The 14,372-nt window shown below is 70.2% G+C and carries 10 protein-coding genes and 1 rRNA gene; 3 read left to right on the forward strand and 8 right to left on the reverse strand.

The genetic code is table 11. The annotated features are described in order from the left end of the window. Positions 1-128 precede the first annotated feature (128 nt). Positions 129-3,245 (reverse strand): isoleucine--tRNA ligase, encoded by a 3,117-nt coding sequence (gene ileS, locus AB0368_RS25180; RefSeq protein ID WP_366156404.1) that lies wholly within the window; start codon positions 3,243-3,245, stop codon positions 129-131. Positions 3,246-3,479: 234 nt separating this feature from the next. Further along, positions 3,480-5,012, reverse strand: a complete 1,533-nt coding sequence (locus AB0368_RS25185) for an alkaline phosphatase D family protein (protein ID WP_366156405.1) — start codon at positions 5,010-5,012, stop codon at positions 3,480-3,482. Positions 5,013-5,112: 100 nt separating this feature from the next. On the opposite strand from AB0368_RS25185, the gene AB0368_RS25190 reads away from it, so the two are divergent. Next, entirely contained in the window at positions 5,113-5,550 is a 438-nt protein-coding gene (locus AB0368_RS25190; protein WP_366156406.1) for a carboxymuconolactone decarboxylase family protein, read from the forward strand. A 10-nt stretch (positions 5,551-5,560) separates the two neighbouring features. Here AB0368_RS25190 and ndk read toward each other — a convergent pair whose 3' ends face one another. Next, positions 5,561-5,980 carry a nucleoside-diphosphate kinase gene (ndk, locus tag AB0368_RS25195; protein WP_366156407.1) on the reverse strand — a complete coding sequence of 140 codons (420 nt, stop codon included), beginning with the start codon at positions 5,978-5,980 and terminating at the stop codon, positions 5,561-5,563. Positions 5,981-7,135: 1,155 nt separating this feature from the next. Further along, a complete protein-coding gene (locus AB0368_RS25200) occupies positions 7,136-7,483 on the reverse strand; it encodes a hypothetical protein (RefSeq protein ID WP_366156408.1) in 348 nt (115 codons plus the stop codon). A 1,054-nt stretch (positions 7,484-8,537) separates the two neighbouring features. On the opposite strand from AB0368_RS25200, the gene AB0368_RS25205 reads away from it, so the two are divergent. Continuing rightward, complete coding sequence (locus AB0368_RS25205; RefSeq protein WP_366156409.1) at positions 8,538-8,894, forward strand: VOC family protein; 357 nt, start codon at positions 8,538-8,540, stop codon at positions 8,892-8,894. Between the two features lie 86 nt (positions 8,895-8,980). Here AB0368_RS25205 and AB0368_RS25210 read toward each other — a convergent pair whose 3' ends face one another. The 3 genes from AB0368_RS25210 to AB0368_RS25220 form a co-directional block, all read right to left on the reverse strand. Continuing rightward, positions 8,981-9,307, reverse strand: a complete 327-nt coding sequence (locus AB0368_RS25210) for a DUF4233 domain-containing protein (RefSeq protein ID WP_366156423.1) — start codon at positions 9,305-9,307, stop codon at positions 8,981-8,983. Between the two features lie 161 nt (positions 9,308-9,468). Continuing rightward, positions 9,469-10,794 (reverse strand): folylpolyglutamate synthase/dihydrofolate synthase family protein, encoded by a 1,326-nt coding sequence (locus tag AB0368_RS25215; protein ID WP_366156410.1) that lies wholly within the window; start codon positions 10,792-10,794, stop codon positions 9,469-9,471. Further along, a complete protein-coding gene (locus AB0368_RS25220) occupies positions 10,791-13,430 on the reverse strand; it encodes a valine--tRNA ligase (protein WP_366156411.1) in 2,640 nt (879 codons plus the stop codon). The genes AB0368_RS25215 and AB0368_RS25220 overlap by 4 nt, the downstream gene beginning before the upstream one ends. A 79-nt stretch (positions 13,431-13,509) precedes the next feature. On the opposite strand from AB0368_RS25220, the gene AB0368_RS25225 reads away from it, so the two are divergent. Beyond that, positions 13,510-14,181: a hypothetical protein gene (locus tag AB0368_RS25225; protein WP_366156412.1), complete on the forward strand. Its 672-nt coding sequence runs from the start codon at positions 13,510-13,512 to the stop codon at positions 14,179-14,181. Positions 14,182-14,285: 104 nt separating this feature from the next. Here the strand turns inward: AB0368_RS25225 and rrf are convergent. Beyond that, positions 14,286-14,372 (reverse strand): 5S ribosomal RNA (gene rrf / locus AB0368_RS25230); the annotation flags it as partial.

Genomic DNA, 14,372 nt, shown 5'->3' on the forward strand with positions numbered 1-14,372 from the left:
GGACTGCAAGAAAAGTGGGGGGCGGTAGGACATTATCCGACGCCGGCGGGAATTCTCCCGTTGATCTTGGGTGCCGGGCTCGGCAGGTACCGCGTAAGACGGCAAATGCCGAACCCGGCGGAGGCGGCTCAGCCGGCCCGTACCACCGAAACGGTGACCGTGTCACCCTCGCCGACCTCACCCGCGAAGCCCTCGGCTACCGCGCCGAAGCCGAGCGAGGTGGCCAGCGTCTCGGCGGCCACGAAGCCGCGGTGCGCCTCGATCGCGGCCACCACGGCCTCGGAGGCGCTGACGGTCAGCGCGATGCGGTCCGAGACGTCCAGGTCGGCGTCCCGGCGCGCCTGCTGCACGACGCGGATGACGTCGCGGGCCAGGCCCTCGGCGGCGAGCGCGGGCGTGACCTCGGTGTCGAGCATGACGACACCCCGGTCCCCCGGCAGCGCCGCGGAGTTCTCGACGTCGGCGGCGACGAGCTTCAGCTCGTACTCGCCCTCCTGGAGGGCGACGCCGGCGGCCACCGGCGCGCCCTCGACCAGCTCCCAGTCGCCGGCCTTGACGGCCTTGATGACCTGCTGCACCTGCTTGCCCAGGCGCGGCCCCAGGGCCCGCGGCACCACGGTCAAAACCTGCCGGGAGTACGCGGTGAGATCGTCGGAGAGCACGACCTCCTTCACGTTGACCTCGTCGGAGAGCAGGTCTTGGAACGCCCGCAGGCGCGCGGCGTCCGGGGTGGCCACGGTCAGCCTGGCCAGCGGCAGGCGTACCCGCAGTGCCCGGGCCTTGCGCAGCGACAGCGCCGCGGAGGCGACCTCGCGGATCGCGTCCATCGAGGCGACGAGTTCGTGGTCCGCCGGGAAGGCGTCCGCCTGCGGCCAGTCGGTCAGGTGCACCGAACGGCCGCCGGTCAGCCCGCGCCAGATCTCCTCGGCGGTCAGCGGGGCCAGCGGCGCCACCACCCGGCACAGCACCTCGAGGACGGTGGCCAGGGTGTCGAAGGCGTCCGCGTCGCCGGCCCAGAAGCGATCGCGGGAGCGGCGCACGTACCAGTTGGTCAGCGCGTCGAGGTACGCCCGCACCGCGCCGGCCGCGCTCGAGATGTCGTACTCGTCCATCTTGGCCTGGACGTCGGCCACCAGCTCGTTCGTCTTCGCCAGGATGTAGCGGTCCAGCAGGTGCGACGAGTCGGTCCGCAGCGTCGCGGTGTGACCCGAAGCGTTCGCGTACAGGCTGAAGAAGTACCAGACGTTCCAGAGCGGCAGCAGCACCTGCCGGACCGAGTCGCGGATCGCGGTCTCGGTGACCGGCATGTCGCCGCCGCGCAGGACGGGAGACGACATGAGCATCCAGCGCATGGCGTCCGAGCCGTATTGGTCGAACACCTGGTAGACGTCCGGGTAATTGCGCAGGCTCTTGGACATCTTGCGCCCGTCCTCGCCCTGCAGGATGCCGTGGCTGAGGCAGTTGCGGAACGCCGGCCGGTCGAACAGCGCGGTGGCCAGCACGTGCATCGTGTAGAACCAGCCGCGGGTCTGGCCGATGTACTCGACGATGAAGTCGCCCGGGTAGTGGTGCTCGAACCAGTCCTTGTTCTCGAACGGGTAGTGCACCTGCGCGAACGGCATCGACCCGGACTCGAACCAGCAGTCGAGCACCTCCGGCACCCGGCGCATCGTCGACTTGCCGGTCGGGTCGTCCGGGTTCGGGCGGGTCAGCTCGTCCACGTACGGGCGGTGCAGGTCGGTGACCTTCACGCCGAAGTCGCGTTCCATCTCCTCGAAGGAGCCGTACACGTCGATCCGCGGGTAGGTCGGGTCGTCGGACTTCCACACCGGGATCGGCGAGCCCCAGAACCGGTTCCGCGAGATCGACCAGTCCCGGGCGTTGGCCAGCCACTTGCCGAACGAGCCGTCCTTGATGTGCCCGGGCGTCCAGGTGATCTCCTGGTTCAGCTCGACCATCCGGTCCCGGAACGTCGTGACGGCCACGAACCACGACGACACGGCCTTGTAGACCAGCGGCGTGTCACAGCGCCAGCAGTGCGGGTACGAGTGCGTGTAGCCCTCGTGCCGCAGCACCAGGCCGCGCCCCTTGAGGTCGGCGATGATCGGCTTGTTCGCGTCGAAGACCTGCACGCCCTGCCACGGGCCGACCAGCGCGGTGAACCGGGTGTGCTCGTCCACGGTCACGATCGTGGGGATGCCGGCCGCGTTGCAGACGTTCTGGTCGTCCTCACCGAAGGCGGGCGCCTGGTGCACGACCCCGGTGCCGTCCTCGTCACTGACGTAGTCGGCGGCCAGCACCTGGAACGCGTTCGGCCCGGCCTGCTCCACCAGGAAGTCGAACATCGGCTCGTACCGGCGCCCCGCCAGCTCCCGGCCCAGCACGGTCCCGACCTGATCAAAACCTTCGAGCTCTTTCGTGTACGCCGTGACGCGGCCCGCACCCAGGATCAGCTTCTCGCCGTCCTTCTCCAGCACCGCGTACTCGATGTCCGGGCCGACCGCGAGCGCGAGGTTCGACGGCAGCGTCCACGGCGTCGTGGTCCACACCGCGATCCGCTCGCCGGTCTCCAGCTTGAACGTGACGGTCAGCGCCGGGTCGGTCCGGTCCCGGTAGACGTCGTCCATCCGCGTCTCGGTGTTGGACAGCGGCGTCTCGCACCGGAAGCAGTACGCGAGCACCCGGAAGCCCTCGTAGACCAGGCCCTTGTCGTGCAGCGTCTTGAACGCCCACATGACCGACTCCATGTAACTGGGGTCGAGGGTCTTGTAGTCGTTGCCGAAGTCGACCCAGCGGGCCTGGCGGGTGACGTACCGTTCCCAGTCCTTGGTGTAGGTCAGCACGGACGTGCGGCAGGCGTCGTTGAACTTGTCGACGCCCAGCTCGAGGATCTGCGCCTTGGTGCTGATGCCGAGCTGCTTCTCGGCCTCCACCTCGGCGGGCAGCCCGTGGGTGTCCCACCCGAACCGGCGCTCGACCCGCTTGCCGCGCATGGTCTGGTAGCGCGGTACGACGTCCTTCACGTACCCGGTGAACAGGTGCCCGTAGTGCGGCAGCCCGTTGGCGAACGGCGGGCCGTCGTAGAAGACGTACTCGTTGCTGCCGTCCTGCCCGGCGGGACGCTGGTCGACGGAGGCCTCGAAGGTCTTGTCGGACGCCCAGTGCTCGAGCACGGCCCGCTCGACGGCGGGCAGATCCGGGCTCGCGGGCACGCCGGAGGCGTCGGTGTGCTGGGGATACGCCATCGGTGGTTCGCTCTCCTCGCAGGTCACGTGGACTGCGAGGACGAGCCGGTCGGGGCCCGCGGTACCACCTCGCTTGACGGCCGCGAGGCCGCCCGCTCATTCGCCGGCTGGGATGCGGGCCGGTGCCGCCCGGTTCTACTGGGACCTGGTGACGGGTCTGTTCTTCCGGAGGCTCCCCGGTGATGGCCGGATCGACGCCTGCAGTAGACAACGATACCGGCCCGCGTTTGTTCCTCAGCGCCGGCGGGGCGCATTCAGCGTGGTGGTCCAGAGCGACACCCCGTCACGATCACGCAGGTCGACCCGGAGATCACCGCTCCGGCCGTCGATGCGGACCTCCCCGAAGTGCTGGAAGCCCTCGGCCGGCGAGGCGTTCGGCGCCGGCGGCGCGTGCACGAACTTGGCCTCAGGTCCGAAGGTGCCGTCCAGGGCGTTCGGGCCGAACGCGCCGGCATGGGCCGGACCGGACACGAACTCCCAGAACGGCGTGAAGTCCTGGACCGCCGCCCGCGCCGGGTCGTAGTGGTGGGCGGCGGTGTAGTGCACGTCCGCCGTCAGGAACACGATGCCTGTCACGCCGGCCCGGTGTGCCGTCTGCAGCACCTGGGCGAACTCCAGCTCCCGGCCCTTCGGCGAGCCCGGGTCACCCTGCGCGACACCCTCCTGCGCGGTCGGCCCGTCCGGCACGACCAGCCCCAGCGGCAGGTCGTTCGCGATGACCTTCCAGGTCGCCCGCGAGCCCTGCAGGCCGCGGATCAGCCATTCCCGCTGCTCGGTGCCGAGCAGGCCGCGGTCCGGGTCCGGGTACGTGTTGCCGTCGTTGACGTCCTTGAAGGTGCGCATGTCCAGCACGAAGACGTCCAGCAGCGGCCCGTACGGGATCTTGCGGTATACCGGCCCTTCCTGGCCCGGGAGGGGCACCCATTCGTGGTACGCCTGGTGCGCGCGGGCCGCCAGCACGTCGACGCGCTTCTCGGTGTAGCGCGCATCGTCGAGGATCTCGCCCGGATACCAGTTGTTGAGCACCTCGTGGTCGTCCCACTGATTGACCTGCGGCACCTCGGCGGTGAACGCCTTGTACGCGTCGTCGAGCAGGTTGTACGCGTACTGCCCGCGATACTCGGCCAGCGTCTCGGCGACCTTGGCCTTCTCCGCGGTCACGAGGTTGCGCCAGATCCGGCCGTCCGGCAGCGTCACCTGCGTCGGCAGCGGCCCGTCGGCATAGACGGTGTCACCGCTGTGCAGGAGGAAGTCCGGCCGCCGCGCACGCATGGATTCGAAGATCTTCAAGCCACCGTACGCCGGGTCGATGCCCCAGCCCTGCCCGACGACGTCGCCCGTCCAGACGAACGAGACGTCCTGGCGCCGGGTGGGGGCGGTGGACAGCTTTCCGTGTACGGGTTCGCTGCACAGGCCGGGACGGTCCAGGCTCTCCACGCGTACGGAATAGAAGAAGCGCTCACCCGACGGAAGGCCGCGCAGGCGCACCTTGCCGGTGAAGTCGGTGTCCGGAGTGAGCACCGGGCCGCGGATGCGGCGGGCACCCCCGCCCGGGCGACGGCTCACCTCGACCCACATCCGGCCGGGCCGGTCCGACCGGGTCCAGACGAGGGCCGACTCGGCGGTGGCGTCGCCGGTCTGCACACCGTGGGTGATGACGGGACGGCTCGCGTTCCATCCCGCCAGGGCAGGCGCGGCGGGCAGAGCGCTCAGGAAACCGCCGGCGAGGCCGGCCCGCAGCAGGCTGCGTCGATCGATCGAGGTCATGCCGCCGGTCTATCAGTCCGACATGAATCCCCGGTAGCTGTCACATCGCCGACGGCTGTCTCGTCCCCATAGCGACAACGCTTCTCACTTGGAGGAACACATGCCCCGCTTGACCATCGACCAGGTCGCCCCGGGCGCCTACCGCGCGGTGTACGGCATGGAACTGTACTGCCAGGAGAACGTCGAACCGACGCTGTACAAGCTGATCAAGCTGCGCGCGTCCATTGTCAACGGCTGCTCGTTCTGCACCGACATGCACAGCCGCGAGGCGCTGGAGAAGGGCGAATCCTCGCGGCGGCTCTTCGCGGTGGCGGCCTGGCACGACGCACCGTTCTTCACCGAGAAGGAACGGGCCGCGCTCGCCCTGACCGACGCGGTGACCCGCCTCGGCGAGCACGGCGTCCCGGACGACGTCTGGGAACCGGCCGCCAAGGCGTTCACCGAGGAGGAACTGGGCAACCTGCTCATGGCCATCGCCACGATCAACGTCTGGAACCGGCTCTCGATCGCCGTCCGGAACGAGCCCCCGGCCCTCTAGAGCGGTCTCGCTAGAGCTTGGGGAACCAGAGGGCGAGCTCGCGCTGCGCGCTTTCCGGCGAGTCGGAGGCGTGGACCAGGTTCTCCCGGTTGGACAGCGACAGGTCGCCGCGGATCGTGCCGGCGGCGGCCTTGCGCCCGTCGGTGGCCCCGACCAGCGTGCGCACGACGGAGATGACCTCGTCACCGGAGAGCACCGCCGCGACCAGCGGCCCGCCGGTCATGAACTCCTTCAGCGGCGGGTAGAACGCCTTGTCCACGTGCTCGGCGTAGTGCTGGTCGGCCAGCCCCGCGTCCATGCTGCGCAGCTCGAGCGCCTCGATCACGAGACCCTTGCGCTCGAAGCGCCCGAGAATCTCCCCGAGCAGGCCGCGCCGCAGCGCATCGGGCTTGACGAGCACGAGCGTGCGCTCGGCAGGGCTGGTGGACACGGGAGAGGCCTCCTGGTTTCCGGGACAAGCCGACACGCCGGGTACGCGGCCGGGATATCAGCCTATCGGTACGCTCCACACCGCGAGCGGCAACCGCCTTTCCCCGGGTGCCCGACGCTACGTAACCTCATGGTTAGTCCCCGGGAGGTCCACAGTGGCGAACCAGAACGGCCGACCGATCGCACCAGCCCGCAAGCTCGTGGCCGCGGTCGTCGGCACCATCGCCGGCTTCGTGATGGTCTTCGGCCTCGGCATGTCGAGCTGGGCAATCGTCGCCCTGGGCGTAGCGATGCTGGCCCTGGCCATCGGCCTCGGCATGGTCAACGTGGTCCGCCGCGGCGCCCGCGCCTGGGTCGCCGGAACGGCCCAGGTCAAAGCCGTCTCGGCCCCCCCGACCACTTCGATCTACGGCCGAGCCGAGATCCAGGTCCTGATCGTCGCCCCGGGCCTGCCCGCAGCGGAGGTCATGGTCCGCGACCCGAGAGTCCCGGTGGCAAAATGGCCCCAACCAGGCGACATGCTCCCCGTCACGGTCGACGTCGACGACATGCGCCGGGTGAAAATCGACTGGGACGAGGCCGAAGCCAACCAGGCGGTGACGACCGTACCCCCGGCCTTCTACGAGGACGACCTCCCCGACGACGACCTCCTGGGCGGCGACCCGGACCCGCCCCCATGGGTGACCCGCGACCGCCAGTGGGGCCGAGGCCCGGACGAACCGCCGCCCCCGCCACCGGCACCCCGCGAGGACACCCCGCCACCACCGCCGCCGGGAGCGGTCATCGTCCGGGACGCGCCGGGAGGCCCGATACTGGAGGGCCAGCTGGTGGAGGGCGACTACAGCCAAACCCTCCCCCGCCGAGCCGGTACGGCGACCGCCACCGCCCCACCACCGCCGCCTCCGGGCACCTCACCCGTCACCGAGCCCCCACCGCCCCCGCCGACGCCCGCGAGGTCGGACGCCTCATCCGCTCCGCCCGCGTCATCGGCTCCGCCTTCATCGCCCTCACCGGCCGGCGCCGCGACGCTCGGTGACCCTTCTCCGTCCTCGCCGGCCAGCGGCGTGACGGTCGGTGACCCGGCGGCAGCCGCTGCAGCGCCGTCGCCCGGTCCGTCACGCCCTGCCGACTCCAGGCCGAAGCCTCGGCCCAAGCCTCACCCCGCCTCCACCTCCTCGACTGCTTCCTCCACTGCTTCCACTGCCGACGCACCGTCTTCCCCGTCTACGGCCGAGACGCCGTCGGCCCCGACCTCCTCGGCCGACACGCAGTCCTCGACCTTGCCGGCCGACGCGCCGTCTTCGCCTTCCGGTTCGGCCGGAGGGTCTGTCGCTGCTTCCGCAACCGCAGCGGCGGCCGAGCCCGAGCCCGAGAACCGGTCCGTCAGAGCCGACCGCCCCCCGACAGACGTTGACACCGACATCGACCTCCCCCTCGACGGCGACCCGGAGCCGCCACCGGAATTCCGCCCCGAAGCCCAGGCGTCGATGGCGGCCGGCATCATGGCCCCACCCGCCACCAGCGACGACCCAGCCGACGCAGCGAGGCGGCCGACGGAGACCACCCAGGCCGCCGAGAGCACCCAGGCGGCACAGCAGCCGACGACGGCGGGTGAGCCCTCACGCCAGCCCATGCCGACGTCTGAGCCCTCACGGCACCCCACACCGACGTCTGAGCCGAGCGCCCAGCCCTCAGCGACGCCTGAGCCCGAGAACCAGGCCCCGGCGACGTCCGAGGCCGAGGAGCGGGCCCCGGCGTCGCCTGAGCCCCGGGACCAGGCCGCAGCGACAAGAGCCGCCCAGATCCTCGATGCGGAAGCGGCTCCTCCCACAGCCCGGAAGCCGATGGACGACGACCTCCTCGGCGACCTGGAACCCCCACCGTGGCAACAGCGCGCGTCCGACGCCGACGCTCGTGACACCTCGCCGGCGCCGGCTCCCCGAACCCCCGAACCGGCGCCGGAACCCGAAGCGACCCCGGAGGCAAGCACCGGCCCGGCCGCACCGCCGCCCTCCTCCGAACCGCCGCCTTCTCCGCCGCCCTCCTCCGCACCGCCGTCTTCTCCGTCGTCCCCGGTACCGCCGTCGTCCCCCGAGCCGCAGGCAGGAGCGGTCGCCGCTTCCACCGCACAGCCGTCGCCCCAGCCCCGGCCAACAACGGGCCTGGCCGCGGCGGTAGCAGCCGGCGTAGCCGCGCTCAGCGGCGTCTTCCGCGCCAAAGATCGCGATGTACCCCCGGCCGGGAACGAGGAAAGCGGGCCGTCATCACCGAGCAGCGCACCGATCCCGAATCAACGTCCGGAGCCGACCCCCCGCAGCCCGGCTGGTTCGACGGCCGCCGGACCAACAGCTCCCGATCCGGCAGAAGCTGCCCCCAAACCTGAGGCGGGACCGCCTCCCGCTCCTCGCTCGACGGGGCAAGCAGCCGTACCCGAGCAGGGCCAGCGGCGCGGTCCCTGGTCCGATCTCGAGGGCGGTTACCAACCGGACGACCGCGCCGACGAGCTGATCACGGCGTACCCGAGTGCCCGCCCGGGTGCTGCCGGGGCGATCCATGGTGTGGGGATCACGGTGCTGGTCACCGACCTCAACCGCTCGATCGCCTTCTACAAGGAGATGCTCGGCTTCTACGAGATCGACACCGGCACCGGCAGCGCGGTCCTCGCGTCCGGCGACACCCGGCTCGTCCTGCGTACGGTGCGAGACCTGTCCGCCGTAGCGGGCCGCCTGATCCACCTCAACCTGGAAGTCGGCGACGTCGAAGCCATGTACGTGGAACTGAAGCGCAAGGGCGTCGCGTTCGTACACGGTCCCCGCCCGGTCAACCGCGGCGACAAGCTGGAACTCTGGGCAGCCTCGTTCCACGACCCCGACGACCACAACATCGCCATCACCCAGTGGCGTGCCATCGGCTGACCCGGCAAGGTCGGCCCGACTTGGGGCGCGTCGAGCCAGTCGCCCCGGAGTGAACCGGCCGGCGCGGCCAACCGAGGGCGGCTCGCTCAGCGCAGAATCGTCCGGCGTACGTACGTCGCGTAACCCCACGCCGCACCGAAGATCAGGCCCAGCGCGGCCAGCGACCAGTGCAGCAAACCCGAAGCCAGCAACAGCACCTGCAGCACCGTCCCGGCATGCCAAGCCCACGACCGTCGCATGCTGCCGGCCAGCACCGCCGCCACGACCGCGAGCGTCACGACGACACCGATCCCCCAGCTGCCCAGGTCACCGCCGAGGATGCGGATGGGCTGGATCGCCAGAAGCAGCACGATCGCTTCCAGCGCCAGCGTCCCGGAGCCCAGACCCCGCACCGCAGCCTGAGGATTCCGCAGCCCGGAACGCGGCCCGGAAGAAGACCCGGAACCAGACGGCCCGGAAGAGGCACCGTCACCGGAAGAGGCGACCAAAGAGTCAGCCCCAGCCTCAGCGATAGGACCCGCCGCCGCACTCTCGGAGACACGCGGCCGCGCAGGGGGCGCCGGCTCCGGCGTTGTCACTTCTTGAGGAGCTTCCGGGCGTCGGCCACCGTCACGACGGAGCCGGTGATCAGTACGGCGACGCCGCTGTGTTCGCCGTCGGTGTCTTCCTCGGCGAGGACGACCGCTTCCTCGATCGCGTCCGGCATCGTCTCGGCGACCGTGACCCGGTCCTCGCCGAAGATGTCGGTGGCGATCTGGGCGAGCTCGTCGAGGGGCATCGAGCGGGGCGAGCTGTTCCGCGTCACGACGAGGCGGGCCGCTACCGGCTCGAGCAGGTCGAGGAGGCCGGACACGTCCTTGTCGGCGAGGACCGCGACCACGGCGACGAGGTGGCGGAACGCGAACTCCTCCTCCAGCGCGCTGACCGTGGCGGCCATGCCGTGCGGGTTGTGGGCGCCGTCGAGGAGGATCGTGGGCGCGCTGCGTACGCGTTCCAGCCGGCCCGGTGAGTCCACCGTCGCGAAGCCTTCGCGCACGAGATCGGGGTCGAGTTGTTTGTTGGCGCCCGCCCCCAGGAAGGCTTCGACGGCTGCCAGCGCCACCGCCGCGTTCTGGGCCTGGTGGGCGCCGAAGAGCGGCAGGAACACTTCGTCGTAGATGCCGCCGAGGCCCTGCAGGGTGAGCAGCTGACCGCCGATCGCCTGGTCGCGGCGGACCACGCCGAACTCGCTGCCCTCGCGGGCGAGTGTGGCTCCGACCTGGGCGCAGCGTTCCAGCAGCGGCCGCATCGCCTCCTCGGTCTGCACCGCCGTGATCACGGTCGCGCCCTGGTGGATGATGCCGGCCTTGGCCCAGGCGATGTCCTCGATCGTGTCGCCGAGCCATTCGGTGTGGTCCAGCCCGATCGGCGTGATGACGCAGACCCCCGCCTCGATGACGTTGGTCGCGTCCTCCTCGCCGCCCAGTCCGACCTCGACGACGGCGATGTCGACGGGTGCGTCGGCGAACGTCGCGTACGCCATGGCCGTGGTCATGTCGAAGTAGGTCAGCGGCTCACGCGCCTGCTTGTCGATCAGCTCGGCCAGCGGCGCCACCTCGTCGTACGTGGTGGCGAGCTGTTCCTCGGACACCGGCTCGCCGTCGAGGCTGATCCGCTCCCGGACCGTCTCGAGGTGCGGGCTGGTGTAGCGGCCGGTGTGCAGCCCGTGGGCGCGCAGCAGGCCGTCGATCATCCGGGCGGTCGAGGTCTTGCCGTTGGTCCCGGTCAGGTGGATCGCCGGGTACGCCCGCTGCGGGCTGCCCAGCACGTCCATGAGGTCACGGATCTTCTGGATGTCGAAGGCCATGCGGGTGAAGCCGCGCCCGTCGAGCGCGGCCAGCACCTCGTCGTAGGTACTCATGCGGACGGCAAGCCCTTCAGAGCTGCGGTGATTCTGGTGAGGTCGGCCTCCGCGGTGGCGAGCCGGTCCTTGATCTTCGCCACCACCTGCTCCGGCGCCTTGCCGACGAACGCCTCGTTGCCGAGCTTGGCCCGGCACTGCGCCGCTTCCTTCTCGGCCGCCGCGCGGTCCTTCTCGAGCCGGGCCCGCTCGGCCGCGACGTCGATCGTGCCGCGGGTGTCGAGGTCGACGGTGATGCCGCCGGTGACCGCCAGCGTGGCGGTGGCGGTGAAGTCGCCGGCCGGCCGGTCGAGCCGGGCCAGGGACCGGATCAGCGACTCGTGCATGTCGATGCCGACGTTGCCGAGCCCGGTCAGGGCGGCGCTCACCCGCTGGCCGGGGCGCAGGCCCTGGTCGGAGCGGAACCGCCGGACCTCGGTGACCACCTTCTGCAGCGCGGCCAGTTCCTCTTCGGCCGCGTCGTCGATCAGCGCCTGGTCGACGACCGGCCACGCGGCGTGCGTGACCGTCTCGGCGCCGGTCAGCACCGTCCACAGCTCCTCGGTGACGAACGGGATCACCGGGTGCAGCAGGCGGAGCAGCTGGTCGAGGACGTGCCCGAGCACGCGCCGGCTCCGGGCCGCCTCGGCATCCTCACCCGCGAGTACGGGCTTGCTGAGCTCGACGTACCAGTCGCAGACGTCGTCCCACGCGAAGTGGTACAGGGTGTCGCAGACCTTCGCGTACTCGTACGCGGCGAACTGCTCGTCCACCTCGCCGACGACGTGCTGGAGCCGGGACAGGATCCACTTGTCGACGGCGGACAGCTCACTCGCCGCCGGCAGGTCGCCCTCGACGGTGGCGCCGTTCATCAGCGCGAACCGCGTCGCGTTCCAGAGCTTGTTGCAGAAGTTGCGCGAGCCCTGGCACCACTCCTCGCTGACCGGCACGTCGGAGCCGGGGTTTGCCCCGCGGGCCAGCGTGAACCGGGTGGCGTCGGCGCCGTACCGGTCGATCCAGTCCAGTGGGTCGACCACGTTGCCGAACGACTTCGACATCTTCTTGCCGTGGCCGTCGCGGACCATGCCGTGCAGGTTGACCACGTTGAAGGGCTGCACGCCGTCCATCGCGTACAGGCCGAACATCATCATCCGGGCGACCCAGAAGAAGAGAATGTCGTAGCCCGTGACGAGCACGCTGGTCGGGTAGAACCTCGCCAGCGTGTCGGTCTGCTCGGGCCAGCCCATGGTCGAGAACGGCCACAGTGCGGACGAGAACCACGTGTCCAGCACGTCCTCGTCCTGACGCCAGCCCTCGCCGGTCGGCGCCTCCTCGTCCGGCCCGACGCAGACGACCTCGTCGTTCGGCCCGTACCAGACGGGAATCCGGTGGCCCCACCACAGCTGGCGCGAGATGCACCAGTCGTGCATGTTGTCGACCCACGCGAAGTACCGCTTGGACAGCTCGGCGGGCTCGATGGCGACGCGCCCGTCTCGCACGGCGTCGCCGGCGGCCTTGGCCAGCGGCCCGGTGTTGACGAACCACTGCAGTGACAGCCGCGGCTCGACGGTGGTCTTGCATCGTGAGCAGTGGCCGACGGAGTGCACATAGGGCCGCTTCTCGGCGACGATCCGCCCCTGCTCCCGCAGCGCATCCACGATCGCCGGCCGCGCCTCATAACGATCAAGACCCTCGAACGGCCCGGGTATGGTGACGACGGCCCGCTCATCCATGATCGTGATGCTCGGCAGGCTGTGCCGCTGACCGATCTCGAAGTCGTTGGGGTCGTGCGCCGGGGTGACCTTGACGGCACCCGTACCGAAGCTGGGGTCGACGTGCTCGTCGGCGACGATCGGAATGCGCCGGCCGGTCAGGGGCAGCTCGACCTCGGTCCCGATCAGGTGCTTGTAACGCTCGTCGTCGGGGTGCACGGCCACCGCGGTGTCACCGAGCATCGTCTCGGCGCGCGTGGTGGCGACCACGATCGCGTCGTCCCCGTCGCCGTAGCGGATGGAGACGAGCTCGCCGTCGTCGTCGGAGTGCTCGACCTCGATGTCACTGAGCGCGGTCAGGCAGCGCGGGCACCAGTTGATGATCCGGTTGGCACGGTAGATCAGCTCATCGTCGTACAGTCGCTTGAAGATCGTCTGGACGGCCCGCGACAGGCCCTCGTCCATGGTGAACCGCTCGCGGTTCCAGTCGACGGAGTCGCCCAGGCGCCGCATCTGGCCGAGGATCGCGCCGCCGGACTCGGCCTTCCACTCCCAGACCTTCTCGACGAACTTCTCGCGGCCGAGGTCGTGGCGGGAGAGCTTCTGGGCGGCCAGCTGCCGCTCGACGACGTTCTGCGTCGCGATGCCGGCGTGGTCCATCCCGGGCAGCCAGAGGACCTCGAAGCCCTGCATCCGCTTGAGGCGGCTGAGCGTGTCCTGGATGGTGTGGTCGAGCGCGTGGCCGATGTGCAGCGAACCGGTCACGTTGGGCGGGGGAATGACGATCGAGAAGGGCGGCCTGTCGCTCGCCGGGTCCGCCGTGAAGTAGCCGGCCGATACCCAGTGCTCGTACCGCCGCTGCTCTACCTCGCCCGGCTGATACTGAGCGGAGAGGCCACCGGTGGGCCGGCTGTCGGGGGTACGGGTGTCGGTCGCTTCGGTCACCCGACAAGTCTACGGAGCCCGCGCGGGTGGGCTGCGGGCGCATGCCCTGGCTGTGGATAACTGTTGTTAGGCTCGCACGATGTCCGAGCGCCCAGGCCAGACGCCACCGCCCGCGCAGGAGCCGGTGGAGATCGCTGCGGAGCCTTTCGCCCTCACCGAGCCGGCGGACGAGCAGCAATCGGAGGACAAGGCGCCCCCGTCGCGGACCAAGACCATCGTGCTCGGCTCGCTCCTCGCGGTGAGCCTGGCGGGTGCCGGGATCATCGGGTACGCCGGGTGGCGGATCGCCTCCCAGAAGGACGCGACGCTCACGGCACCGCCCCAGATCGGCTCCCTGAAGCTCGACACCAGCGACAACGGCAAGTCGACGGGCGACTACCTCCGGACCGCCCTGTCCGCCGACGTCGACCTGGACGAAGCCCTCGGCGCCGTGTACGCCGACAGCAACGGCCAGAACGTCCTATTCTTCGGCGGCACGACGCTCATCTGGACGCCGGAGAGCGACCTGGACACGGCCTTCGAGCTGGTCTCCGATGATCAGGGCGCGGTAACCGGGCTGCACGAGGTGCCCGCCGGCCCGCTCGGCGGCACGATGAAATGCGGCACGACCAAGAGCGACGGTACGGACATGCCGGTGTGCGGCTGGGCGGATCACGGCAGCCTCGCGCTGGCCATGTTTCCGGGACGCGCGGAAAACGACTCGGCGAAGCTGCTGCTGGAGATCCGCGACGCGACGCAGAAGCGCAACTGAACGCAAAAAGGCCGACCCCGGAAAGGGTCGGCCCTTCTTTCTTCTGTTCTGGGTATACAGAAAACGCCCACCCCCGTGAAAGGGGTGGGCGTTTCCTACGTTGAGTCCGGCGGCGTCCTACTCTCCCACACCCTCCCGAGTGCAGTACCATCGGCGCTGGAGGGCTTAGCTTCCGGGTTCGGAATGAGACC

This window comes from Actinoplanes sp. NPDC051475, from assembly GCF_040689425.1.
Taxonomy (GTDB): domain Bacteria; phylum Actinomycetota; class Actinomycetes; order Mycobacteriales; family Micromonosporaceae; genus Actinoplanes.